At 69.7% G+C, this 25,622-nt stretch carries 17 protein-coding genes; 10 read left to right on the top strand and 7 right to left on the bottom strand.

Annotated elements, in window-relative coordinates:
• Positions 1–122: 122 nt before the first annotated feature.
• Both ACIRRY_RS43475 and ACIRRY_RS43470 read left to right on the top strand, forming a co-directional pair.
• The gene (locus ACIRRY_RS43475) at positions 123–341 is read left to right on the top strand and encodes a hypothetical protein (protein WP_403984427.1); all 219 of its coding nucleotides are present in this window, start codon (positions 123–125) and stop codon (positions 339–341) included.
• 90 nt (positions 342–431) lie between these two features.
• Complete coding sequence (locus ACIRRY_RS43470) at positions 432–614, top strand: hypothetical protein (RefSeq protein ID WP_403984425.1); 183 nt, start codon at positions 432–434, stop codon at positions 612–614.
• 373 nt (positions 615–987) lie between these two features.
• Here ACIRRY_RS43470 and ACIRRY_RS43465 read toward each other — a convergent pair whose 3' ends face one another.
• Entirely contained in the window at positions 988–2,202 is a 1,215-nt protein-coding gene (locus ACIRRY_RS43465; RefSeq protein WP_403984423.1) for an acyl-CoA dehydrogenase family protein, read from the bottom strand.
• 144 nt (positions 2,203–2,346) lie between these two features.
• Between ACIRRY_RS43465 and ACIRRY_RS43460 the strand changes: the two genes are divergently transcribed.
• The 3 genes from ACIRRY_RS43460 (at position 2,347) to ACIRRY_RS43450 (ending at position 5,522) form a co-directional block, all read left to right on the top strand.
• Positions 2,347–3,666: a PucR family transcriptional regulator gene (locus ACIRRY_RS43460; RefSeq protein ID WP_403984421.1), complete on the top strand. Its 1,320-nt coding sequence runs from the start codon at positions 2,347–2,349 to the stop codon at positions 3,664–3,666.
• Between the two features lie 70 nt (positions 3,667–3,736).
• Positions 3,737–4,198: a flavin reductase family protein gene (locus tag ACIRRY_RS43455; protein ID WP_403984419.1), complete on the top strand. Its 462-nt coding sequence runs from the start codon at positions 3,737–3,739 to the stop codon at positions 4,196–4,198.
• Positions 4,199–4,211: 13 nt separating this feature from the next.
• Entirely contained in the window at positions 4,212–5,522 is a 1,311-nt protein-coding gene (locus tag ACIRRY_RS43450; RefSeq protein WP_403984417.1) for a PucR family transcriptional regulator, read from the top strand.
• Between the two features lie 553 nt (positions 5,523–6,075).
• Here the strand turns inward: ACIRRY_RS43450 and ACIRRY_RS43445 are convergent.
• On the bottom strand, positions 6,076–7,605 hold the full coding sequence (locus tag ACIRRY_RS43445) for a UDP-N-acetylglucosamine 1-carboxyvinyltransferase (protein ID WP_200679360.1): 1,530 nt from the start codon (positions 7,603–7,605) through the stop codon (positions 6,076–6,078).
• Between the two features lie 65 nt (positions 7,606–7,670).
• Positions 7,671–7,868, bottom strand: coding sequence for a DUF4236 domain-containing protein (locus ACIRRY_RS43440; RefSeq protein WP_403984414.1), 198 nt, complete (start codon positions 7,866–7,868; stop codon positions 7,671–7,673).
• A 258-nt stretch (positions 7,869–8,126) separates the two neighbouring features.
• Here ACIRRY_RS43440 and acnA point away from each other — a divergent pair, with 258 nt between their 5' ends.
• Positions 8,127–10,841 (top strand): aconitate hydratase AcnA, encoded by a 2,715-nt coding sequence (gene acnA, locus ACIRRY_RS43435; RefSeq protein WP_403984412.1) that lies wholly within the window; start codon positions 8,127–8,129, stop codon positions 10,839–10,841.
• A 64-nt stretch (positions 10,842–10,905) separates the two neighbouring features.
• Here acnA and ACIRRY_RS43430 read toward each other — a convergent pair whose 3' ends face one another.
• Both ACIRRY_RS43430 and ACIRRY_RS43425 read right to left on the bottom strand, forming a co-directional pair.
• Complete coding sequence (locus ACIRRY_RS43430; RefSeq protein ID WP_403984410.1) at positions 10,906–11,907, bottom strand: helix-turn-helix transcriptional regulator; 1,002 nt, start codon at positions 11,905–11,907, stop codon at positions 10,906–10,908.
• A gap of 91 nt (positions 11,908–11,998) precedes the next feature.
• Positions 11,999–15,667 carry a S8 family serine peptidase gene (locus tag ACIRRY_RS43425; protein WP_403984408.1) on the bottom strand — a complete coding sequence of 1,223 codons (3,669 nt, stop codon included), beginning with the start codon at positions 15,665–15,667 and terminating at the stop codon, positions 11,999–12,001.
• A gap of 278 nt (positions 15,668–15,945) precedes the next feature.
• Between ACIRRY_RS43425 and ACIRRY_RS43420 the strand changes: the two genes are divergently transcribed.
• Complete coding sequence (locus ACIRRY_RS43420; RefSeq protein ID WP_403984406.1) at positions 15,946–16,671, top strand: response regulator transcription factor; 726 nt, start codon at positions 15,946–15,948, stop codon at positions 16,669–16,671.
• Positions 16,668–18,230, top strand: a complete 1,563-nt coding sequence (locus ACIRRY_RS43415; RefSeq protein WP_403984404.1) for a sensor histidine kinase — start codon at positions 16,668–16,670, stop codon at positions 18,228–18,230. The genes ACIRRY_RS43420 and ACIRRY_RS43415 overlap by 4 nt, the downstream gene beginning before the upstream one ends.
• A 359-nt stretch (positions 18,231–18,589) precedes the next feature.
• On the opposite strand, the gene ACIRRY_RS43410 is transcribed toward ACIRRY_RS43415, so the two are convergent.
• Positions 18,590–19,867 (bottom strand): glycoside hydrolase family 27 protein, encoded by a 1,278-nt coding sequence (locus tag ACIRRY_RS43410; protein WP_403984402.1) that lies wholly within the window; start codon positions 19,865–19,867, stop codon positions 18,590–18,592.
• 205 nt (positions 19,868–20,072) lie between these two features.
• A complete protein-coding gene (locus tag ACIRRY_RS43405; RefSeq protein WP_403984400.1) occupies positions 20,073–20,630 on the bottom strand; it encodes a hypothetical protein in 558 nt (185 codons plus the stop codon).
• 270 nt (positions 20,631–20,900) lie between these two features.
• Here ACIRRY_RS43405 and ACIRRY_RS43400 point away from each other — a divergent pair, with 270 nt between their 5' ends.
• Positions 20,901–21,959: a lytic polysaccharide monooxygenase gene (locus tag ACIRRY_RS43400; protein WP_403984398.1), complete on the top strand. Its 1,059-nt coding sequence runs from the start codon at positions 20,901–20,903 to the stop codon at positions 21,957–21,959.
• Positions 21,960–22,282: 323 nt separating this feature from the next.
• Entirely contained in the window at positions 22,283–25,555 is a 3,273-nt protein-coding gene (locus tag ACIRRY_RS43395; RefSeq protein WP_403984396.1) for a GH92 family glycosyl hydrolase, read from the top strand.
• Positions 25,556–25,622 lie beyond the last annotated feature (67 nt).

Genomic DNA, 25,622 nt, shown 5'->3' with positions numbered 1-25,622 from the left:
TTCGCAGGCTCAACCCGAAGAGCTCGTAGCACGATCATGCGACCCAGTCCCAGTAGTCGTGGTGGAGCGTGGGTGCGTGGCCCTGGATCGTGGGCAATGGGCTGTGTGAGGAAGGGGGCTCGATGAGCGTGGTATCGGCGGCGACGTCACCGGAATCGGGACTCTTCCATCCGGATGAGAGGCGTTCCGAGGCGAAGGATCTGGCGGACCGCTTTAACGACCTGCGTTCTCTTGGCCAGGGGTATATCGAGGTTAGGCCGCCGACCAGGGCGTTCCCGGCGCTGGCCCTGGCCTTCCGAGATGATCACGAGGTGGTCCATCTGACGGATGACACCGTGTAAGTGGTGTGGGTTGTAGCTGAAAGCTCATCATCGGTGCCTCTTCAGCCCCCTCCAGCAGATGAGGCCGCAGGCCAATGAGACGAAGGCGTCGTGGAGTTCGGTGCGGCGTTCCCCGCGGGCGGCGAGACGTCTGAACTGGTGGAGCAGAGCGAAGGCCTGCTCCACGACGTAGCGGAGCTTGCCCAGGCCCTTGAGGTCGGAGGCCCCTTGCGGGAGATGACCGGCAGGATTCGGCGCTTCCGCAGTTGTTCGCGGTTGGAGTTGGAGTCGTAGCCCTTGTCGCCGAGCGGCGCCTCAGGGCGGCGGCGTGGACGGCCAGGGCGGGCTGCGACGGGCGAGATGTTGTCGACCAGGGCCAAGGTCTGGTGGCGGGCCATGGCACAGGCTTCGGCATCGTCGCCCAGATGGGCGCCGGGGGCGCTGATGGATGGGACGCCGGTCGTGATGCCGCTCCAATCCCCGTAGTCCAGCGCGGTCTGCGGGCTCCAGTCGGGCAGTTTCATTTCCTGGTAGTTGTATGCATGCCCCCGCCCGCGCAGTCCCAGAGTTGTGCGCTCAAGGGACGCACTCAAGAAGGTGCGGCAGCATGTACTGGCGCACGTCGATGCGATCGCTCATCGGGCCTCCTGCATTCTGAACAGGGGTGTCAGATGACGGGTGTCATCTGTTCCTGGATGCCGAGCAGGGCGCGTCCGTAGGCTTCGGCGCTGATGCCGGGACTGGCGATGGCGTGACGGGCGGCGGTGGCGGAGTCGCGCCAGATGCGCTGGAGAGGGTTGGACTCGGCGAAACTGGAGGCGCCGTTGGCGTCGAGGAGCAGGTCGATGGCCTGGCGGCAGCGGGTGATGGCGTAGCCGGTGTCCATGCGGACGCGCAGCCGTTCTGTGACGTCCATGGCGCGGCCTTCGGCAGCTGCCTGGTCGATCTGAGCCGCTGAGCGGAAGACGTGCAGTGCGGCGGTGTCGATCAGTTCGACGGCCTCGGCGACGAGGAACTGAGTGGAGGGCGCCTGGACCGCCTGCTCGTAGAACGTGTAAGAGATGCCGCGTTTGCCGATGGTCGCCAGGGTGTGGTCGAGGGCCGCGCGGGCGAGGCCGAGCTGGGGGCCGGCCAGGATCAGTGTGAGGGCGGGAACGAGGGAGGAACGGTACAGCGGCTCGCCGGGGTGGTTGTCGGGCTGGTCGCCGCCGATGGCGAGCGGGGTGTAGCGGTGAGCGGGGACGAGGACGTCCCGGGCGATGAGGGTGTTGCTGCCGCTGCCGCGCATCCCGGTGACGTGCCAGGTGTCCTTGATCGTGATCTGGTCCATCGGGATCAGGACGTTGCCGAACTCGGTAACCTGGCCGCTGTCGTCGGCGACCTGCACGCCCACCAATGCCCAGGTGGCGTGCAGGCAGCCGGAGGCGAAGCCCCAGGAGCCGTTGACCAGGTAGGCGCCGTCGCCGGTGCGTACGGCGGTGCCGCTGGGCGCCAGGACGCCGCAGAGCCGGGCGTCGGGGTCGGTGCCGAATACCTCGTCGCGGAGCCGGTCGGGGCCGAGGCCGGCGGCCCAGTTGCAGATGTTGGTCAGGCTGGACACCCAGGCGGTGGAGCCGCAGGCCCGGGCGATCTCGGCGTTGACGGCCAGGAAGGTGGCGAAGTCGGCCTGGTGGCCGCCGTAGCGGAGCGGCACGGTCAGCTTGAAGAGCCCCGCCTCGGCGAGCGCGGTGACGGTCGCCTCGGGCAGTCGCCGTTCCCGCTCGGCCTCCGCCGTGCCCGCCGCGATCAGCGGGCCGAGGTCACGGGCGCGCTGGACCAGGCCGGCGTCGATGGCCGGGCTGTACTGCAGCGGGAAGTCGCCGGGAACGCCTGAAACAGACACGGGATACCTCCTGGAATGGGTGCTGCGTACGCCGATTTCATGGCCCTGCCCGGTCGTCCCGCTTGGTCTGCCGGCCCAAAGTCCAGGGACGGGATTGCACTGAACACGTTCGCTTCGCGGTCCGGCCGGTGGTGAAGTTGGGTAATGGAATTCTCGTGGATCTCGGATCTGGACAGTTCACGGTCGGTGGAACCGTGCTGCGACCCGGCCACCCTCGCCTTGGCCGGCACTCTCCTGGGGGACGGTCCGTTGCGGTGGGCGATCGCCACCGCCGAGGGCGTCACGCAGCACATCATCAGCAACGTGCCCGAGGATCCGTCCGGCCCGGCTCCGTTCGAGACGCTGCGCCGGGGGGTCGAGGCGATGGTGCTGACCTGCCTGTGCGCCCTCGTGGACGGCCAGGAGGCTGCGTACGCCGTACCCGCTGACGGGGTGGACACCATCCGGGACTGCGTGCACCGGGGGATCCCGCTGGACCGGATGCTGCGCGGGATCCGGGTGGGGCACGCGTTCCTGCACCGGGCCCTGCGCGACGGCGCGCCGGACGGTGAGATGCCCGCGAAAATCACGGAGGCGCTGTTCGAGCAGGTGGACCGGCTCACGGGTGAGCTGGCGGAGGTGTACGTCGCCGAGCGCGACCGGTGGGAGGTGAGCGAGGAGGGCGCACGGTGGCGGACGGTCGAGGCGATCGTCGCGGGTGAGCATCCTGATCCGGTGACGGCCGAGCGCATGCTGGACTACGCGCTGGACCGTTACCACGTGGCTCTGATCCTGTGGCGTGAAGGCGCCGCGGACACCGGGACGACGACCGCGGACCTGCTGGCAGCCGACCTGCTGGCAGCCTGTGGCGGTGAATCGCTGCTGCGGGTGGGCGGTCATGCCAGGACGGTCTGGGTATGGATCGGTTTCGGTGCCTGGCCGTCGTCCGGACTGTCATGGCCGCCCGGACTGCCGACCGGCTGGCGGGCCGCGGCGGGCCCACCTTCGTACGGTTCGGCCGGCATGCGGCGCAGCCACCTCGGCGCGCGGCGCGCCGCACGGATCGCCGAGACCATGCCCGCTGAGGGCGGCGTGTGCGACTACGGGGACGTACGCACCGCGTGCCTGCTGACCGCGGACGCCGAGCACGCCCGCTGGTACATGGACGAGACCTTGGGCCCGCTGGGCGCGGCGGACGACTGGTCGGGGCAGTTGCGCGACACCCTGCGCTGCTATCTGGCGTCCGGGCGCAGCCTGAAGACCACGGCCGCCCAGCTCGGCGTCGCCCGGAACACCGTCGCCTACCGAGTCAAGCGGGCCGAGGAACTGCTGGGCTCATCCGACGTGGTGGATCAACTTGAGGTGCGGCTCGCTCTGGAGATCAGGCGGTTTGCCGACGTGCTGGAGGCCAGGCCTCTCGCCGAGCCGGACGGCAGCCCGGGGGCGCTCCGGCAGATGTACGTCAAGGGGGAACTGGCGCTGTGACCAAAGGACCTGTGCCGTTTGGTACCCGGAGGCCAAGCGAGGCCCAACCCGGCCGCGCAAGGTGGATGCCATGAACGCGTTGCGAGAGATCATGCGGCATGTGCCGTCCAGTGTCGTGGTCATCACGGCCCTGTACGACGGCGTCCCGATCGGGATGACCGTTGGTTCGTTCACCTCGGCGTCGCTGCATCCGCCGCTGGTGTCGTTCTTTGCCGGAAAATCCTCTACCACCTGGCCGCTCATCGAGACTGCGGGCAGGTTCTGTGTCAACGTGCTGGCGGCCCGCCAGCCACAGATCGCCACCGCATTCGCGGCGAGGAAGACCGACCGGTTCACGGGTCAGGCCTGGGTGCCCAGCCCCCTGGGATCTCCGCTGCTGGAAGGCGTCCTGGCCTGGCTGGACTGCGAACTCCACGCGGTCCACGAGGTCGGCGACCATCTCGCGGTGGCAGGCCTGGTCCACGATGCGCACGCGTCCGGCAACGCGAGACCACTGGTGTTCTTCCGCGGCGAACTGGCGGCGCTGAGCTGATAGGACTGACCGCATGAGCAGCGCCCCGCACCACTGGATCCTCACCCTGGTGCCCCACGGCACGCCGGACGGCGCACCCGGACCGGAGCCCGTCTGCTCGGCGGTCACCATCGCTGTCTCCACGGCGGTGCTGGGACCCGGGCCGGTGGCCTGGGCCGTGCAGACCGCGCTGGAGATGACCGAGGAGAGCATCGCGCGGATGCCCGAGTTCGGCGGCGGTCCCGCGCCGTTCGCCACCCTGCGTGCCACGGTGGAATCGACCGTGCTGCTGGCGCTGCGGGGCCTCCTCGAAGACCTCTCGCCCAGAGACGAGGCGATCACCGAGGAAGCCGCCGCCGGTGGTGCGGAGTTCGCACGCCGGGGGATCCCCCTGGACCGGGTGCTGCGTGGGGTGCGGATCGGGCACGCCCGTCTGCACCAGGCGCTCGCCGCGGCCATCGCCACCTTGCCCGAGCCGGACCGTCGGACGGAGAGCCGCCGGGTGAGCGACTTGCTGTTCGCCTACGCCGATGCCCATGCCAGTCTCGTGGCCGAGGAATACCTGGCCGAGCGAGCCCACTGGAAGGCCGGCCGGGAGGCCGAACGGCGTCGCGTCGTGGAGAGGCTGCTGACCGGGAAGGATGTCCCCGCCGGGGCCGCCTCCACCACGCTGGGGTACGAACTGGCCCGTCACCACCAGGCGTTCGTGGTGGTGGCCGACGACCGGCACAGGGCAGCCACCGGCCTGCAACGCTACGTCGAGGACCTGGGCCGTGCGCTGGCCGCCGACGGCTGGCTCGCCGTCCCGGCCGTCCCCGGCCAGGTATCGGCTTGGGCAGGCTGGCGAGCCGAGCCCGCTCCCGACCGCACCGACCGGGCTCGGCAGTTGCCGCAGCCGCCCGGGATCAGGGTCGCCGCCGGGCCGGTGGCGTACGGGCCCAAGGGCATGCGGCGCAGCCATCTGGGCGCCCGCGAAGGCGCCCGCGTTGCCGCGCAGCACAGCGACCCGACGTTCCGTTGGTGCGACTACGCCCAGGTGCGGGCCCTGTCCCTGGCCACCGCTGACCGCGAACAAGCCCGCTGGTACGCCGAGGACATCCTCGGGTCACTACTGGCCGACGACGAGCGCACCCGCGAACTCCGCGAGACCCTCCGCGTCTACCTCGACTGCGAACGCAGCCCCCGGGCCGCGGCCGAACAACTCCACATCGCCCGCAACACCGTCACTTACCGAGTTCACAAGGCCGAGGAACTGCTCGGCCACCCCATCGGCGACCCGATGGAACTACGCCTGGCCCTGGAGATCGCCCGCACTCTGGAGCAGGATCCCAAACCGGGTCCCTGACCTGGCACCCAGGCCGGGCGTCCTCCCAGTGAGATCGTTTCATCTTGAACTCGCAGGTCGGGCCGCTGGTGTGGGTGGAGTTTGACGCGCTCTTGCTGGTCTCGGACGTGATTATTAGCAGGTGATCATCGTCGCGAATGTTGTTGGCGGGCGCCTCGGTCAGCAGGTCGTGGACCCGGACGTGGGGGTCAGCCGGATGATCGAAGGAGCGCCGGTGCGCGTGGGGGTCCGGGCTGGAACTGGCCGTAGCGGTGTAGTGGGCTTGATGCGCGTGCGCGGCGAGGACTGAACTCCGAATCTCAGGAACGCCAGTGGCACCGTCCGTGCGGACATTGCGAGGCCCCTTGGGCGAGCACTCTCCGTGAAGGCTGACGGTCACTCAGGTACCTCTGATGCATCGTCACCAATTTAAGATCATCTTGCACACACGTTGCACAAGGTGATGAAAAACGGCGATGATCAATGGAGGGTCCTGCAAGTGTGAAGCAGCAGGTCAGCGGGCATTTAGGAGTGTCGTGCCCCTCATCTCCCAGGGGCACGACACCCCCGCCGATCAGATGTCCCGGAAGATCTCGATCTGCGCCCCCACGGAGTTGAGCCGCTCCGCCAGATCCTCGTAACCCCGGTTGATGACATACACGTTGCGGAGCACGGAGGTTCCCTCCGCCGCCATCATCGCCAGCAGGACGACGACCGCGGGCCGCAGCGCCGGCGGGCACATCATCTCGGCGGCCCGCCAGCGGGTCGGGCCCTCGACCAACACCCGGTGCGGGTCGAGGAGTTGGAGGCGTCCGCCGAGGCGGTTGAGGTCGGTGAGGTAGATCGCGCGGTTGTCGTAGACCCAGTCGTGGATGAGGGTCTGCCCCTGCGCGACCGCCGCGATCGCCGCGAAGAACGGCACGTTGTCGATGTTCAGGCCGGGGAACGGCATCGGGTGGATCTTGTCGATCGGCGCCTCCAGTTTGGAGGGCCGGACCGTGAGGTCCACCAGACGCGTACGGCCGTTGTCCGCGACGTACTCGGCGGTGCGGTCGTGGTCGAGGCCCATCTCCTCCAGGACCGCGAGCTCGATCTCCAGGAACTCGATGGGCACCCGGCGGACCGTCAGCTCCGACTCGGTGACGACGGCGGCGGCCAGCAGGCTCATCGCCTCGACCGGGTCCTCGGAGGGGGAGTAGTCCACGTCGACGTCGATGGTCGGCACGCCGTGCACGGTGAGCGTGGTGGTGCCGATGCCCTCGACCCGTACGCCGAGCGCCTCCAGGAAGAAGCAGAGGTCCTGGACCATGTAGTTGGAGGACGCGTTGCGGATGACCGTGGCGCCGTCGTGGCGGGCGGCGGCGAGCAGCGCGTTCTCGGTGACGGTGTCGCCGCGCTCGGTCAGCACGATCGGGCGGTCGGGGGAGACGGACCGGTCGACCCGCGCGTGGTAGAGGCCCTCGGTCGCGGCGATGTCGAGCCCGAACCGCCGTAGCGCGATCATGTGCGGCTCGATCGTGCGGGTACCGAGGTCGCAACCGCCCGCGTACGGCAGCTTGAAGCTGTCCATGCGGTGCAGCAGCGGGCCGAGGAACATGATGATCGAGCGGGTGCGCTTGGCGGCCTCCGCGTCGATCGCGGCCATCTCCAGCTCGGCGGGCGGCACGATCTCCAGGTCGACGCCGTCGTTGATCCAGCGGGTGCGGACGCCGATCGAGCCGAGTACCTCCAGAAGGCGGTACACCTCCTCGATCCGCGCGACCCGGCGCAGCACTGTGCGCCCCTTGTTGAGGAGCGAGGCGCACAGCAGTGCCACGCACGCGTTCTTGCTGGTCTTCACATCGATCGCGCCGGAGAGCCGACGACCGCCGACCACCCGGAGATGCATCGGACCGGCGTAGCCCAGAGAGACGATCTCGCTGTCCAGGGCTTCACCGATTCGAGCGATCATCTCAAGGCTGATGTTTTGATTGCCGCGCTCGATGCGGTTGACGGCGCTCTGACTGGTGCCGAGCGCCTCGGCGAGCTGTGTCTGTGTCCAGCCCCGATGCTGCCGGGCGTCACGGATGAGCTTGCCGATGCGTACGAGGTAGTCGTCTGCCATGAGGCCGAGGTTATCTCAGATATGAGATGGCGCCTCATGGGGGGGGCCGTTCGGGTGACGGCCGGTCAGTCGTCCTTCTTGGTGCGCGTCTTGCGCCACCCGAAGGGCCCGGGCAGGTTCATCGACGTCGTACGGCGCCCTGAGGTGCTGCGTGTGTACCGCGGGCCCTTCTTGCCACCCGTGGTGAACGACATGGACCCCTTGTTGATGTTGAGCCGAAGCCAAGGAAGGATCCGGAAGCTCTTGCGGAACGTGAGCGGCATCCCGCCCCCTTTCGTCCCGCACCTGGTACCCCGAAGATGCGCGGGTATGGCGGCGGAAAGGGTCCGGGCATGACCAGCCCGCCCCCATGTACTAGAGTTATCTCGACATCGAGATATCTGCCGAGGTGCACCGCAGCCGCACACTCCGCCGATCCCAGTAGTAAGGCTTGCCTAACTTAGCCTTACCTTAGCGGATCGGCCAAGACGTTGTGGCGGCAGGATGCGGTGGGAACGCGCACATCAATGAAGGAGACTGTCGTGTCGGCGAACAGCTTCGACGCCCGCAGCACACTGCAGGTGGGCGACGAGTCGTACGAGATCTTCCGCCTGGACAAGGTGGAGGGCTCGGCTCGGCTCCCCTACAGCCTTAAGGTCCTGCTGGAGAATCTGCTCCGCACCGAGGACGGCGCGAACATCACCGCCGACCACATCCGCGCCCTCGGCACCTGGGACTCGCAGGCCCAGCCGTCGCAGGAGATCCAGTTCACGCCGGCCCGTGTGATCATGCAGGACTTCACCGGCGTGCCCTGCGTGGTGGACCTCGCGACCATGCGTGAGGCCGTGAAGGAGCTGGGCGGCGACCCGGCGAAGATCAACCCCCTGGCGCCGGCCGAGCTGGTCATCGACCACTCCGTCATCGCCGACAAGTTCGGCACCCACGAGGCGTTCGCGCAGAACGTGGAGCTGGAGTACGGCCGCAACCGCGAGCGCTACCAGTTCCTGCGCTGGGGCCAGACCGCGTTCGACGAGTTCAAGGTCGTCCCGCCGGGCACCGGCATCGTCCACCAGGTCAACATCGAGCACCTGGCCCGGACCGTCATGGTCCGGGGCGGCCAGGCGTACCCCGACACCCTGGTCGGCACCGACTCGCACACCACGATGGTCAACGGCCTCGGTGTGCTGGGCTGGGGCGTCGGCGGCATCGAGGCCGAGGCCGCGATGCTCGGCCAGCCGGTCTCGATGCTCATCCCGCGCGTCGTCGGCTTCAAGCTGACCGGCGAGCTGACCCCGGGCACCACCGCCACGGACCTCGTGCTGACCATCACCGAGATGCTCCGCAAGCACGGCGTGGTCGGCAAGTTCGTCGAGTTCTACGGCGAGGGCGTCGCCGCCACCTCCCTCGCGAACCGCGCCACCATCGGCAACATGTCGCCGGAGTTCGGCTCCACCGCCGCGATCTTCCCGATCGACGGGGAGACCCTGAAGTACCTGCGCCTGACCGGCCGCAGCGACCAGCAGGTCGCGCTCGTCGAGGCGTACGCCAAGGAGCAGGGCCTCTGGCTCGACCCGGCCGCCGAGCCCGACTTCTCCGAGAAGCTGGAGCTCGACCTCGCCACGGTCGTCCCCTCGATCGCAGGCCCGAAGCGCCCGCAGGACCGCATCGTCCTGGCGAACGCCTCCGAGCAGTTCAAGAGCGACGTGCGCAACTACGTCGCCGACGACGACGAGGCGGGCAAGGAGTCCTTCCCGGCCTCCGACGCCCCGGCCGCCACCAACGGCGTCCCGAGCAACCCGGTCACGGTCACCGCCCCCGACGGCTCGACCTACGAGATCGACCACGGCGCGGTGACGGTCGCGGCCATCACCTCCTGCACCAACACCTCGAACCCGTACGTCATGGTCGCCGCCGCGCTCGTCGCGAAGAAGGCCGTGGAGAAGGGCCTGACCCGCAAGCCGTGGGTCAAGACCACCCTCGCCCCGGGCTCCAAGGTCGTCACCGACTACTTCGACAAGGCGGGGCTCACCCCCTACCTCGACAAGGTCGGCTTCAACCTCGTCGGCTACGGCTGCACCACCTGCATCGGCAACTCCGGCCCGCTGCCGGAAGAGGTCTCCAAGGCCGTCAACGACCATGACCTGGCCGTGACCTCGGTGCTCTCCGGCAACCGCAACTTCGAGGGCCGGATCAACCCGGACGTCAAGATGAACTACCTGGCGTCCCCGCCGCTGGTCGTCGCGTACGCCCTCGCGGGCTCCATGAAGGTGGACATCACCCGCGACGCGCTGGGCACCGACCAGGACGGCAAGCCGGTCTACCTGGAAGACATCTGGCCGACCGAGGCCGAGGTCAACGACGTCGTCGCGAACTCCATCGGCGAGGACATGTTCAACAAGTCCTACGCCGACGTCTTCGCGGGCGACGCCCAGTGGCAGGCGCTGCCCATCCCGGAGGGCAACACCTTCGAGTGGGACGCGCAGTCCACCTACGTCCGCAAGCCCCCGTACTTCGAGGGCATGACGATGGAGACCACCCCGGTCTCGGACATCGCCGGCGCCCGCGTGCTCGCCAAGCTCGGCGACTCGGTGACGACGGACCACATCTCGCCCGCCGGCGCCATCAAGGCCGACACCCCGGCCGGCAAGTACCTCACCGAGCACGGCATCGAGCGGCGTGACTTCAACTCCTACGGCTCGCGCCGAGGCAACCACGAGGTCATGATCCGCGGCACCTTCGCCAACATCCGCCTGCGCAACCAGGTCGCGCCGGGCACCGAGGGCGGCTTCACCCGCGACTTCACGCAGGCGGACGCCCCGGTCGCGTTCATCTACGACGCCTCGCGCAACTACATCGAGCAGGGCATCCCGCTGGTCATCCTGGCCGGCAAGGAGTACGGCTCCGGCTCGTCCCGCGACTGGGCCGCCAAGGGCACCGCGCTCCTCGGCGTCAAGGCCGTCATCGCCGAGTCCTACGAGCGCATCCACCGCTCGAACCTCATCGGCATGGGCGTCGTCCCGCTCCAGTACCCGGCGGGCCAGACCGCCGAGTCCCTCGGCCTGACCGGCGAGGAGTCCTTCTCCGTCGCCGGCATCACCGAGCTGAACGACGGCACCACCCCGAGCACGGTCAAGGTCACCACCGACACCGGCGTGGAGTTCGACGCGGTCGTCCGCATCGACACCCCCGGCGAGGCCGACTACTACCGCAACGGCGGCATCCTCCAGTACGTGCTGCGCAACTTGATCCGCAACTAGCAGATCCGGTAGGGCAGTTGAGGGCCGCATCCCCGGCGACGGGGGTGCGGCCCTCCGCCGTTCCCTACAGCCAGCCCCGCTGCGCCGCCCGCAGCCCGAGCTGGAACCGGCTCGCCGCCCCGAGCCGTTCCTGAAGGTCGCTCACCCGTCGCCGCAGCGTGCGCAGACTCACCCCCAGATGGCGGGCCACCGCCTCGTCCTTCAGCCCGGCCGCCAGCAGCCGCGTCAACGCCTCCTCGTCCTCGGAGAGTTCACCGTTGCCCGCGGCCCGGCCGAGCGGGGTCGCCTGCCGCCAGGCCAGCTCGAAAAGCTTCTGCAGGGCCTCGGTCACCGCCGAGTGCCATACGACGACGGCGCAGTAGCCGCCCGCCGCCGACGAGGTCAGGGGGAGCAGCGCCCGACGGCCGTCCACCACCAGCAGTTTGAGTGGCACGGACGGCAACACCCGGGCCTGCTCGCCGAGTTCGACCATGTTCCAGGCGCGGGACAGGGCGTTCGGATCCTCCAGGGCGGTCGCCGCGTAGATACCGCGCGAGACGATCCCGCGCTTGAGCAGATCGGCCTGGAGGTCCACCTGCGGTGCGGGCGGGGCGAGGTACGGCGGGGTGTCGAAGAGACACACCTCGTGCTCCGCGCGGGCGTACATCTCCTCCAGGCGGGCCGCGATGGCGCCCTCGCCGGAGGCGACCTCGATCAGCCGGGACGGCTCCTCGCGCAGCAGCCCGGCCTCGTACGCGGTGGCCATCTCCTCGGCGGTGGCGGCGACCAGTTCGGACTCCGTCTCGCGTCGCCGGATCAGCGCGCGGATCGCCACCCGCGGGTCGACCGCCCGTAACCCGCCCATGGAGTCCGGGGGTTGGAGCAGCCCGAGCGTGAGCAGCCGGTTGCAGGCCTCGCGCAGCTCGGCCGGGGTCCCGCCGGTCAGCAGCGCCCAGCCGCCCGCACCCGCGTCGGGCTGGTGGAGAATCGACCCGTACACCAACTCGTCGTAGGCGGAGACCCCCACCGCGGCCCAGGGGCTCGCGGCAGGGGTCTGTCCCGCAGGGTCTTGTGCCGTGTTCACCATGGCTCGCCACGGTAGAGCGTGTTTGTTAAGAGTCCTTACCGTCGGTCGGCCCGACCGCTCGGTTCGGGCTCACTCGGGGCTACCGTCGGGCTCACTTCAGGCCGAAGGCCCGCAGTACGGTCTGGTCGATCCCGTTCCCGTCGCGGTCGGCGGCCCGCACCCGCAGCGACACCGACGCGGCGCCCTTCGCGGGCCTGAACCGTGCCTCGCCCTTCTTCACACTCACCTCCTTCCAGGACACGCCGTCGTCGTAGGAGACCCACGCCTTCAGGCTGCTCGCCCGGACGCTCCCCGACGGGTTCGCGACCGGCAGCCCGACCGTCAACTCCCGCTTGGCGTCGGCCCGGTTGAGGAGATCGAGGCCCTTCGGGGCGATGCCGACGGTGAGCAGCGGCAGTGCCGTCGCGGTGTCGGTGTGCGCCGAGGCGAAGGTCCACTCGGTGTGCGTGCTCGTGGAGTACTTCGCCCAGGCCGCCTTGCGCTGCACGTCCAGATCGAAGCGGTACGTCGACTTGGCCGCCGGGACGTCGAAGACGCCGTAGCCGCCGCGCGTCGAGGCGCCGACGAGCTGGCCGTCCGCGTAGAGCTTGCCCTGCGCCGTGTTGTCGATGCCGTCGATGTATCCGTAGTGGCCCGGTGTGGAGTCGTTCAACTCCGTTACGGACAGGGTGAGTTTGTCGCCGGCGCGGGCCGAGAGGCCGTACTCCTTGCTGCTCCCCGGCCGGACGACCTGGCGCAGCCACTCCTCGGTGGGCTCGGTGGCCGCCTTGGTGAAGGTGTGCAACGGGCTCCATTCGCCCCGGTAAGCCTTCCAGTTGGGGTAGACGACATGCCAGGTGCGGGTGTCCGGGTCGACGTAGTAGTACTCGTCGCGTTCCGTGCCCAACTGCGTGTACACGCTGTTCTCGACGCCGAAGAGCTGCCAGGGGCGGAAGGTGTACAGGGTGTCCGCGCCTGGCTCGCCGGCCGTGCCACCGTAGTAACGGGCCTTCCGCTTCACGGTGTTGGACTTGTCCAGGCGGTAGGTCTGGTTCGCGGTGATGGCGCCGCTCTGCGCGGCCAGCAGGTTGTAGACGTACGGGCTGACCGGTGTGCCGCTCAGCTTCAGCGTGACCTTCTTGCCGGTCTTCAGCAGATCGGCCAGCGCGGCGCCCTGCTCCCCGGTGGCGATCATCAGCGGGACGGTGGTCGCCCGGTCCACGGCCTCGATCCAGAAGCCGGGCGTCTTGCGGTAGACGATGAGGTAACCCGCCCCGGCCCTGGTCGCGTTGTCCAGCGCGCTCTGTGCCCGCTCGGTGGCGCCGATGCCGACCACCGCCACCTTGCCCTTGACGTCGAGTCCCGCGAAGTCGGCCGCGGTACCGCCGCCCGCGTCCACCGCCTGGACCTTGTGGTCACCGCTGATCTTCAACGGGAAGTCGTTGTACGTCTGGGAGTAGTACAGCGACGACAGCGAGGTCTTCTCCGGACTGGTGACGCTCGCCGTCAACTCCTTGGCGTACAGCCGGAATTTGGCGTTGAAGTCCAGGGTGCCCACGGTCACCGGAGGGGTCGGCGCAACGTAGACGTGATCGGTCCAGAAGCCCTGGCTGTAGGTGAGTCCCCAGGCGCTGCCCGGCCCCTCCCGATGCCAACTGGTGCTGAAACCCCGGAACTCGGAGTCCTCCTTCGTCCGCGGCTTGATCTCCACCGCCTTGCGGGCGTCTAGGACCACCGCGGTGTCGCCGTCGACCTTGATCTCAGGGTTGCCGACGATCGAGGTGCCCACGGCCAGACCGCTCCCGTCCTGGTCCGGGATCCAGGTCGCGATGGAGTAGGTGCCGGCCGGCACCTGCCAGGTCCAGCCGGTACCGAGGAAGCCGTAGTCGTCGGGGTAGGCGCCGTTCAGCTCCTGGAGCGTGAAGAGCGAGGCCCCGGTCGACGGGTTGCCCTCGCGGTCCACGAGCGAGACCTTCAGGTCGTAGGTCTTCGGCGCCTTCTCGAAGCCGACGGCCGTGGTGACCTGGACGCCGCCGTCGGCGGTCGCCGTGACATGGCCCGTATAGCGGCCCTCGTTCTCCTGTGCCGGGTCGACGCCGACGGAGACGGTCGCGGTGCCCCGCGCGGGCACGGCCAAGGTGTCCGCGCTCAGAGTCAGGTCGGCGAGCGACGACGAGAGCGTCAACTCCACCGCGTTGTCAGTGGTGTTGGTGTACGTGATGTCCTTGCCGACGACACCGTTGTCACCGTCCTCGAACCTGCCGAAACTCAGCGCCGAGGTCGCGAAGACGTCCTGCTCGACCGCCCGTACGGCGTCGACCCGGCCGTCGCCCTGCTCGAACACGGAGTCGCCGGCGTTCGTCTTCGCCGTGCTGGCCAGCGCCTCCTTGATCTGCTCGCCGGTCCAGTCAGGATGGGCCTGTACGACCAGCGCCGCCGTGCCCGCGACATGCGGGGTGGCCATCGAAGTGCCGCTGGCCGTCGTGTAGTTGGCGTCCACCGGCGTGCCCATGGTGGTGCCGGCGGCACGGGCGGCGGTGATGTTCACGCCCGGCGCGGTGATCTCCGGCTTGACCGCGTAGTCGCCGAGGCGCGGACCCCGGCTGGAGAACGAGGCCAACTGGTCCGACTTGTCGACCGCGCCCACCGTCAGCGCCGAGTCTGCGATGCCCGGGGTGCCCACGGTCTGCTCGCCCGGGCCCGCGTTGCCGGCCGCGATCACGAACAACGCGCCGGTGGACGCGGACAGTTGGTCGACGGTCTCGCTGAGCACGTCGGAGGGACCGTAGGCCGTACCGCCCAAGGACATCGAGACGATCTTCGCGCCGGAGTGCGCCGCCCACTCCATGCCCGCGATGATCCAGGAGGACTGGCCGTGGCCCGTGTCGTCCAGCACCTTGCCGACCAGTAGCCGCGCGCCCGGCGCCACCCCCTTGTACCGGCCGCCCGAGGCCGCGCCCGAGCCGACGATCGTGGACGCCACATGGGTGCCGTGGCCGAAGCCGTCCTGGATCGTCTCGTCCGGTACGAAGCTCTCCGAGCCGGCGATCTTCCCGGCCAGGTCCGGGTGCCCGGTGTCCACACCCGTGTCCAGGACCGCGACGTCGACGCCCGTGCCGTCGTAGCCCGCCTTCCACACCTCGGGCGCGCCGATCTGCGGCACGCTCACGTCGAGGGACGCCTGCACCTTGGCGTCCAGCCAGAGCTTGTCGATGCCGTCGCCGAGTTGCTTCGCGGCCTTCGCGGTGGGCGCGGTGCCGAGCGCCGGGGCGATGTCCGACCAGAAGGCCGTGGACTTCTTCGCGCTGAGCGCGGCGCCGTCGATCCCCGGCAGCGCCAGCGTCCGGCGCGCGCCCTCGGGGGTCTCGGTGCCCTTGCCGTACGTCGCGATGACCGGGGTGGAGCCGGTCTTCGCGTCCGTGTACCCCTGCTCGACGAGCTGGGTGATGTTGAACAGGGCCGGGTCGAGGCGGCCCGCCTTGATGAGCGGGACGGCGTCCGCCGGCAGGACGCTGATCTCGCCGTCCTTCTCGCTGGACAGGAAGGTGGCGGACTCGCGGCCCTTGCCGCGCCGGACGTCGACGGCGTTCCTGCCGTCCGGTCCGACGGTGAGGGTCACGGTGTCGCCGGTGATGAGGGTGACGGTCTGCGGTGGGGCGGTGCTCGGGCCCGTGAGGTGGGTGGAGACCGTGGGACCGGCGGCGGCTGTCGCGGGCGTGATGGCCCCCGAGAGCAGTCCGGCCGCTGAGGCCACGGCCCACAGGGCGTGGAGTCTTCGCATGGGTGGACGTCCTCCCCTGAACGCGGAAACGCTTCCGCCCGGTGAGCGGAAGCCAGTCATCAGAGTGAGTGCCGGGTCGACGGCGACTCAAGAGGATCAGGTGGCCGGAGAGTGCCAACGCCCGCTTCGGCCACGGCAGTTGACGAAACCGCCGGTCGGCGGGCGCGGCCCCGGCCGGTCGCCCGCCCCCGCGCTCGCCCAGGCTTGCGGCCCGTTCACACGGCTGCGGCTCAGGTGGAACACAGGGTTCCCTCAGCGGGCCGGGACAGAATCGGGACATGACTGGCACTTCGGGGTCCCGCAGCAGCCGCGTGCGCGTGCTCATCGTCGACGACGAGCCCGCGCTCACCGAGCTGCTCTCCGTCGCGGTCACCGAGGCCGGCTGGCGGCCCTACCCCGCGCCGGACGGCTACAGCGCGCTGCGGATCGCCCGCGGCTGCGCCCCGCACGCCGTCGTCCTCGACGGCATGCTGCCCGACCTCGACGGAGTCCAGGTGCTGCGCAGACTCCGGTACGAGAACCCCCGGCTGCCCGTCCTCATGCTCACCGCCCGTGACGCGATCGAGCACCGCCTCGACGGCCTCGAAGCGGGCGCCGACGACTACGTCACCAAGCCCTTCTCCCTGGAGGAGGTCGTCCTGCGGCTGCGCGGACTGCTGCGCCGGGCCGGCAGCGAACGGACCCCGACCGACGACTCCGTACGGGTCCTCGGCGATCTGACACTGTCCGGCGAGACGCGTGAGGTGCGCCGCGCCGGTGAGCCGATCCAGCTCACCGCCAAGGAGTTCGACCTGCTCACCCTGTTCCTCGACCATCCCCGCCAGGTACTGAGCAAGGCGCAGATCCTCGACCAGGTCTGGAGCAGCAGCTTCGACGGCGGCGGCAACCTCGTCGAGGTCTACATCTCCAGCCTCCGCCGGAAGATGGACCGGGGCCGCGCTCCGATGATCCACACCGTGCGCGGGATGGGATACGCCCTCAGGCCCGTGGAGGACGGCAGATGAACCTCCTGACCCGCAACCGGGACCGCGACGGCGAGAGCAACCGGGGCCGCCTGCAAAGCCGTTCACTGCGCACCCGCCTGCTCCTCTTCATCAGCGCCACCCTGGTGGTGGTCTGCGCCGCGATGTCGCTTACCACCGTCCTCGTCCAACGCGCCTATCTGCTGGGCAACTTGGACGACCGGGTCGGCAACGCGGCCCAGCGCAGCCTGGGCGGGGCCGAACTGCGTCCGGGCTTCGACGACGACCTCGGGTTCCTCTCGGAGAACGGTCACGCGGCCGGGACACTCGCCGCGCGGCTGGACGACAAAGGCGCGATCATCGCGGCGGCCGTGGTCGGCCAGGACGCTCCGCCCCAGAACCTCACCACCGTCCAGCGCGCGGCCCTCAAGGGCATCACGGCCGACGGCGCGAAGCACACCCGCACCGTGCCCGGCCTCGGCACCTACCGGATCACCGTGCTCGACGACAACGGCGTCCGGGTCCTCGCCGGTCTTCCGATGGACGACGTACAGGACATGATCAGGGGCCTGGTCGTGGTCGAGGCGGCCGTCGCCCTCGCCGGCCTGACCGTGGCGGGCTGTCTGTGCGCGGTCGTCATACGACGGCAGCTACGGCCGCTGGGCCGGGTCGCCGCCACCGCGGTCGAGGTCTCGCGCTCGCAGCTCGGGCACGGCGAGGTCACCGCGCTCACCCGGGTGCCCGAGCGGGACACCGACCCCGGCAGCGAGGCCGGCCAGGTCGGGGCCGCGCTCAACCGGATGATCGACCATGTCGAGTCCTCGCTCGCCGAACGGCAGCGCAGCGAGGAGCAGATGCGCCGCAGCGAGGAACGCATGCGCCGCTTCCTCGCCGACGCCAGCCACGAACTGCGCACCCCGCTGGCCTCGATCGCGGGCTACGCCGAGCTGATGAACCGGGGCACCGACCGCATCGAATCGGGTCTCGCCTGGCGCCGGGTCACCGCCGAGTCCGCGCGGATGACGGGATTGGTGGAGGACCTGCTGCTGCTCGCCCGGCTCGACGAGGGCCGGCCGCTCCAGTCCGCCGAGGTGGACCTCGCGGCGCTGCTCGCCGAGGCGGTGTGGGACGCGCGCGCGGCCGGCACCGGCCACGAGTGGCAGCTCCAGCTGTCCCTGGACGCCCCGGCCCTGGTCGTCGGCGACGAGGCCCGCCTGCACCAGGTGTTGGCCAACCTGTTGGCCAACGCGCGTATGCACACGCCTGTTGGCACCACGGTCACGGCGAGCGTCGAGGCCACGGCCGGCCACAGCGTCGTCGTCCGGGTCCGCGACGACGGCCCCGGCATTCCCCCGGCCCTTCTCCCCACGGTCTTCGAACGCTTCACCCGGGCCGACGCCTCCCGCACCCGCGCCGGCGGCAAGGAGGGCGGCTCCGGCCTCGGCCTCGCCATCGCGACGGCGATCACCGGAGCGCACGGCGGCCGCATCGACGTCACCAGCGTCCCGGGCCGCACGGAGTTCACCATCGAGCTTCCGGCGGCCGCCACCGAACTCCCGCCCGCCGAAACGGCGTTGCACGCCCGAACGGCGCCGGTCTAGAAGAGCACCGGCGCCGCACGGACGCTGCGACCGAGGACCCGGACCGCCGGGCCGTGTCCGCGAAGTCCCGCCCGCCCGCGACGCCCAGCCGCCGACCGGGGGGACCCCCGGAGCACGCACCGGACGCCGCGGGGGCCGCCTCTCGGGCGGACGGCGGGACCTTGCGGACACGGCCTAGGGCGAGGTCGTGAACCCCTCGAAGTCGGCCTCGCCCGTCGTGCCCGAGGCGTGCGAGGTCTGGGTCAGGCCGACGTCCTGGGTGGCGGCGCCGGTCGGCACGTCGATGGTGCCGACCAGGTTCCAACTGGCGTTGTCGGTCGAGTAGTAGCCGCTGTACGAGGTGCCGTCACGGACGAGCTTCAGCCACGAGGGGTAGGTGGCCGCAGGGCGTGGTCGCGCGCCGCGGACAGCCCCAACGCGCCCGCTGTCGTGGCGACTTCGCGGGGAGCCGACCCGGTGTTGAACAGACCGACCACGACATCCCCGCCGGGCTCGGTCTTGGCGAACACCTGGGAGTTCGCGTCCGAGGAGATCCGCTTGGCGTCGATGCCGTCCTGGTCGACCGCGAGCACGTCGGTGTTCTTCAGCAGGGCGAGGTCGGCGGGGTCGAGATGGGTGAGATCGGTGCCGAGGACGAGCGGCGAGGCGGCCAGCGACCACAGACTCATCTGCGTCCGGCGCTCGTCGGGGGTGAGCCCGTTGCCGTCCCCGTTCCCGATCTCCAGGGAGTCGTAGTCGTTGTATCCGCCGGGCCCGCCGTACGGTGCCCAGGCCGCGACCTGGTCGAACCGTGAGGCGACCGAGGCCCAGGTCGTCAGCGGGTAACCGCTGCCGTCCGGACCGCAGTGGCACTCGATGTCGCCGCCGGTGCGCCAGCCGTTGGAGAGTTTCTTCCAGGTGGCGGCGTTGTTGATGTCGAGCTTGTTGGACAGCTCCAGATGAATGGGCCGCCCGGTGTGCCGCAGGGCCTCCGACCAGGCCTGGACGTCCTGTTGGTCGGACGTGCCGACGCCGTCGATCTTGAGATAGTCGATGCCCCACCCGGCGAACTGCCCGGCCCACGAGTCGACGAACGTCTGCGCACCGGGCTTGGTGTAGTCGATGCCGACCATGCCCCCGCAGTTGTAGTTGCTCTCCGTCGTCGTGGTGGCGATGTCCCGGGCGTGGTACGGCGTTCCCTTGATCTCGGTGTTCTTCGCGACCGCCTGCTGGGAGATGCCGGGAGTGACGTACAGGCCGAACCTCAGCCCCAGGGAGTGCACATGGTCGGCCACGACCTGGACGCCGTTCTCACCGCCGCGCGGCGGGGACCTGACGGGGTCGGTGACCCAACGCCCGTACTGGTCGACGTCCGGCCCCTGACCGCCCGGGCACTGGTACCAGAAGTCGTCGACGTTGGCGTAGACGAAGCCGTTTTTCGCCAGGCCGCTGGTCTTGAGCGCCTTCGCGTGCGCCTCGATGGTCCCCGCGGTCGGATCGCGCCGCACGAAACTCCAACTGCTCCACCCCAGCACGGGTTTGAGCCCGACATCGTTGTCATCGGCTCTCGCCGACTGGCCACCGGTCGCGGTGACCCCCATGGTGAGCAGCAACGCTCCGGTCAACGCGGCCAGCACGCCGCGAATCCGCCTTCTCATGAGCTGTTCCTCCATCGCAACGCTCACCTGACTCAGAAAACGTCAAGAACCAACCCCGTCAACGCGACAAGCGAACAGGATCAAACGACAGTCACCACATGGAGCGCTTGGCCAAAACTGGGTCAAGCCTGTGGGGCGACTGTGGTGGCGGTGGAGGAAGCCCCGCCTGTGTCGCCCCACGCATCGGGGCGTTCGGCCGCCGCGGTCACCTGCCGCCGTCCGCACCGCCGCCCAGCAACCGCGCCTGCTTCAGCTTCAGTTCACCGAAGCCTCGCCGCGCGTACCCGGACAACTCCGCGCCCGGGAACGCGACCAACGACAGGTGCTCCGAGAAGTCCCCCTGTGCCCAGCGTGCCGCAGTGATCTCGTATCCCGCCGCGTGCGCGCACGACTCCAGCAGCAAGGGCGGCATCTCCGGCTCGCGCAGCAGATCCGCCCGCCCGACGACGAGTTCGCGCATGTCCCGAAGGGCCGGCAGGAAAACGGCCGTCACCCACAGCCGCCACTGCGCCAACTCCTCGTCGGTCGGCGGGGTTCCGTCGCTGAAGGGCGAGACGCCCCCGGGCCGGGCGTACCGCTCCACGAACGCGGCGAAGGTGCGGGCATTCGCCTCCGTCAGTGCCAACAACGGCCCGTAGAAGTCGCCGAGTTGGCGATTGACCCGGGCGAGCCGCTCCTGCCGCTGGGCCAGCCGCAGGCCGTTGAGGTACGTGGCGAGATACCCGGCGAAGGTCAGCGTGACCGTGACGACGACTGCGATCATGACGGGATCGTACGAGCCCCGGTTCCCGAACAAGCCCGCCCCGAAAGCCACTTCAACCCCCGCCCGCCGTTTACACCCTCCCCAGTCCGCGCTAACTTCACGGGCAAGTGGGGTGGGAGCGCTCCCACCCGGCCGGCGGTCCGGAACCCGTCGGGCGGCACCGGATCGTCCCACCCCACGCATCCCCATCCGCACGTTCCTCACGACCGCCGAGCGAAGGGACGTAGAACTGTCATGTCTATGACAGAGCCGCAAGCGCAACCGAAACCCATGCCGCGATTACCACGCCCCACCCCCCACCGAGCCCTCTTCCTCACCCTCCTCGCCCTGCTCACCACCGTCCCCGCCCTGGCCCTGATCCTCGCCACCGGCGGCACCGCGGAGGCGCACGGCACGCCCATGAAACCCGCCAGCCGCACCTTCCTCTGCTGGCAGGACGCGCTGACCTCGACCGGCGAGATCAAACCCGTCAACCCGGCCTGCAAGGCGGCCCAACAGGTCAGCGGCACAACGCCGTTCTACAACTGGTTCTCCGTGCTGCGTTCCGACGGCGCCGGCCGCACCCGCGGCTTCGTGCCCGACGGGCAGTTGTGCAGCGGCGGCAACGCCAACTTCACCGGCTTCAACCTCCCGCGCGACGACTGGCCGCTCACACATCTCACCTCGGGCGCGACGGTCGACTTCTCGTACAACGCCTGGGCGGCGCACCCGGGTTGGTTCTACGTCTACGTCACCAAGGACGGCTTCGACCCGACGAAGGCGCTCACCTGGGACGCCATGGAGGACACCCCGTTCCTCACCGTCGACCACCCGCCGCTCAACGGCACCCCGGGCACGGTCGAGGCCAACTACTCCTGGACCGGGCAGCTTCCGGCGAACAAGTCGGGGCGGCACATCATCTACATGGTGTGGCAGCGCTCGGACAGCACCGAGACCTTCTACTCCTGCTCCGACGTCGTATTCGACGGCGGCAATGGGGAAGTGACGGGTATTCACGACCCGGGCAACCCCACCGACCCGGTGCCGGGGGTCTGTTCGGCGACCCGTCGTACGACGGGCAGTTGGCCCGGCGGCTACCAGTCCGAGGTGACCGTCACCAACTCCGGCGACGTCCCGATGCTCGGCTGGATGGTCAACTGGACGCTCCCCGGCGGCCAGTCGGTCGCCAGCCTCTGGAACGGCAACGCGACCTACAGCGGCCAGGACGTGATGGTCCACAACGCCGACTGGAACGGCTCACTGAGTCCGGGCCAGAGCTCCACCTTCGGATACGTCGTGAACGGCGACGGCGGTGACCCGGCAACTGCCCTTCCCTGCCAGGTCGGTTGAGCGCGCGCTCGGGGCGGACCCGGTGGTCGGGGGCCACCGGGTCCGCGAGCCGGGCAGGTGATGGGGGTGAACCTGCCCGGGTGGTGCGTGGCTTGGGGCGACGCTGCGGTGCGACAACGTTGTCTAATGGTCTGCATACGACTCTACCGCCTCAACGGACAACGATGTCAACCCAGTTGGCCTGCGGACGCCGTCCGAGTGGCCGGTCCGCGCGCCCTCGCCGACGCACGCGCTCTTCCGTGGTACGGGTGGCGCACGTTACTGTCCCTGCGGCTTGTGCGACCTGTGGTGCGCGACCCGTCCGAAGGAGGAGGGGCCGCGTCATGCGTTTCCGTCCCATGTCCCTGATGCTCGCCGCCGCACTCGCGGTCGGCGGCGCCACCCCCGCCCTGGCGGCCACCGCCGCCCCACCGCACCTCGTCAAGGACCCCAGCGCCTACGTCGATCCGCTGATCGGCACCAAGAACGGCGGCAATGTCTTCCCGGGCGCCGTCGTGCCCTTCGGCATGCTCTCCTGGAGCCCGGAGAACACCAGAGGCAGCGCGACCAGCACGGCCGCACCGGGCGGCTACCAGTACGACGCCACCCGCATCCGCGGCTTCAGCCTCACCCACATGTCGGGTACCGGCTGCGCGGGCGGCAGCGGCGACATCCCGTTCTACCCCTACGCCGGTGAGGTCACCTCCTCCCCGGCGAGCGACACCAAGGACGCCGTCTACGCCTCCGACTTCAGCCACACCGCCGAGACCGCCGAACCCGGCCACTACAAGGTCGGCCTCGCCTCCGGCGTCACCGCCGACCTCACGGCGACCGCCCGCACCGGCTCCGGCCGCTTCACCTACCCGGCCGACAAGCCCGCCTCGCTGCTGATCCGCACCGCCAACTCCGAGGTGGGCTCCACCGATTCGTCGGTCACCATCGACCCGGCGACCCGCACGGTCTCCGGCTCGGTCACCTCCGGCAACTTCTGCGGCTACCTCGACCCCGAGGGCCAACGCGCCTACTACACCCTGTACTTCACCGCCACCTTCGACCGCGCCTTCAAGACCACCGGCACCTGGCAGGACGACAAGGTGACCCCGGGATCGACGTCCGCGACCGGCGGCACGGGCGGCTTCACCAACGGCGGCCGTCCCGTCGCGGGCAAGGGCGCGGGCGGCTACGTCGAGTTCGAGCCCGGCACCGGCCCGGTCGGCGTCAAGGTCGGCATCTCGTATGTCAGTCAGGCCGGCGCGAAGGCCAACCTCGCGGCGGAGAACCCGTCGAAGCGCTCCTTCGACGCCGTCGAGGACGCCGCGCACCGCGCCTGGCGCGACCAACTCGGCGCGATCATGGTGGGCGGCGGTACCGACACCGAGCGCACCACCTTCTACACCGCGCTCTACCACTCCCTCCTGCACCCGAACGTCATCAGCGACGCCGACCGCAGATACACCGGCAGCGACGGCAAGGTGCACAAGGTCAGCCGGGGCCATCAGGCGCAGTACGGCACCTTCTCCGGCTGGGACATCTACCGCTCGCAGGTCCAACTGCTCACCCTCCTCAGCCCCAGCACCGGCTCGGACATCGCGCAGTCCCTCTACGAACTCGCCCAGCAGAACGGCGGGATCTGGGACCGCTGGCTGCACGGCGCGAGCGGCACCCACGTCATGAACGGCGACCCCTCACCCACCGCCCTGGCCGGCATCCGCGCCTTCGGCGGCACGGACTTCGACCTCAAGGGGGCCCTCGCCTCCCTCGTGAAGGCGGCGACCGTACCGACCGCGCAGGACCTGTCCTCCTCGGGCAAGCCGGTCCTCTCGGTGGGCCAACGCCCCTCCCTGGACAAGTACTTGAACCTGCACTACATGCCGTCCGTCTCCAACGCCTGGGGCGGCGCCGCCGAGACGCTGGAGATGTCCACGGCGGACTTCGCGCTCTCCCAACTCGCCACGGCGGCGGGGAAGAAGAGCACGGCGGCCGACTTCACCAAGCGCGCCCAGTGGTGGCAGAACAACTTCAACATCGCGGCCGACCCCACCGGCGGTTACATCGCCAACCGCAAGGCGGACGGCAGTTGGGTCACCGGCTTCACCCCGGGCACCGGCAACGGCTTCGTGGAGGGCACGGCCGCCCAGTACACCTGGATGGTCCAGCACAACCCCGCCGGGCTGTTCGCGGCGATGGGCGGCACGGACAAGGCGCTGGCCCGCCTCGACTCCTTCTTCCATGAGGCGGACGGTAGCTGGTCCTTCACGGGCAGCGGCGGCGACAAGTCGGAGCTGGACAACGAGCCGTCCGTCAACGTCCCCTACCTCTACGACTACGCGGGTGCGCCCTACAAGACCCAGGAGACCGTCAGGGCGGCCATGAAGCAGCTCTGGACGACCGACCCGGCCGGTATCCCCGGCAACGACGACCTCGGCGAGATGTCGTCCTGGTACGTCTTCTCCGCCCTCGGCATGTACCCCCAGGTCCCCTCCCGCGCCGAACTCACCCTCGCCTCACCGCTGTTCGAGCGCATCGAGATCAAGCGCCCGCAGGGCAACGACATCTCCATCCGCGCGAAGGGCGCGGCGACCGACGCCCCGTACATCCAGTCCCTGAAGGTCAACGGCCGTAGCACGCAACGGCCTTGGCTCTCCTCCTCGATCGTCAGGAACGGCGGCACCCTCGACTACACCCTCGCCGGCACCCCGAACCGCACCTGGGGCAGCGCCTCCGCCGACGCCCCGCCGTCCTTCCGCACCGGCGAGCAGCCGTACCAGATCGGCGTGGGCCCGACCGCCGCGACCCTCGCCCCCGGCGACACCACGAAGGTCAACATCAAGGCCCTGGCACTGAGCGGCGGTACCGGACCCGAGGTCCGCTACAGCGTCGAGACGCCCACCGGAGTGACGGCAACTCCCGCGCAGGGCACGGTCGTCGACGGCTCGCAGGACATCACCCTCACCGCGGCCGACGACATGACACAGGGCTTCTACGACGTGAAGGTGACCGTCACCTCGGGCGACACGTCGTACGAGCAGCCGGTGTCCCTCACGGTCGCCGCGCCCGGCACTCTTCTCGCCGCCTACAACAACACCGGGGTCTCCGACGACACCGGTGAGCACGACGAGGCGGACTACGACGGCGGCGGCTGGAGCTACTCCCTCCAGGCGCTCGCGACGGCCGGGCTCACCCCGGGCGGCGCGGGTACGGTCGACGGGCTCGGGTTCACCTGGCCCGGCTCGCCGAACGGGCGCCCGGACAATGTCTCGACGGCCGGGCAGACCGTCCAACTTCCCCAGCCCGCAGCGCACTTGTCCTTCATCGGAAGCGCGGTGAACGGCAACCAGCAGACGAAGGCGACCGTCACCTACACCGACGGCAGCACCGACGCGATCGACCTGTCCTTCACCGACTGGACCGTCGGCGGGGGCGGCGGCACCGTGCAGTACGGCAACGAGGTCGTCGCCAGGACGGCGTACCGCAATGTCGCGGGTGCGGACAAAGACCCGGTCGTCACCTATGTGTTCGCCACCAAGCCGTTCGCGGCACCCACGGGCAAGACCATCAAGAGCGTGACACTTCCGGACGACCCGGATCTCCATGTGTTCACCCTTGCGGTGAACTGACGTCCACACCGTGTGCCCTCGCCGGTTTCGGTGGCGGGGGCACATCGGCGCGTGCGAGCATCCGCAG

The sequence above is a fragment of the Streptomyces sp. NPDC101776 genome, assembly GCF_044766845.1.
In the GTDB taxonomy this organism is placed as follows: Bacteria; Actinomycetota; Actinomycetes; order Streptomycetales; family Streptomycetaceae; genus Streptomyces.
Note: the sequence above shows the minus strand (reverse complement) of the source record. Positions and strands in the feature narration are given on the sequence as shown.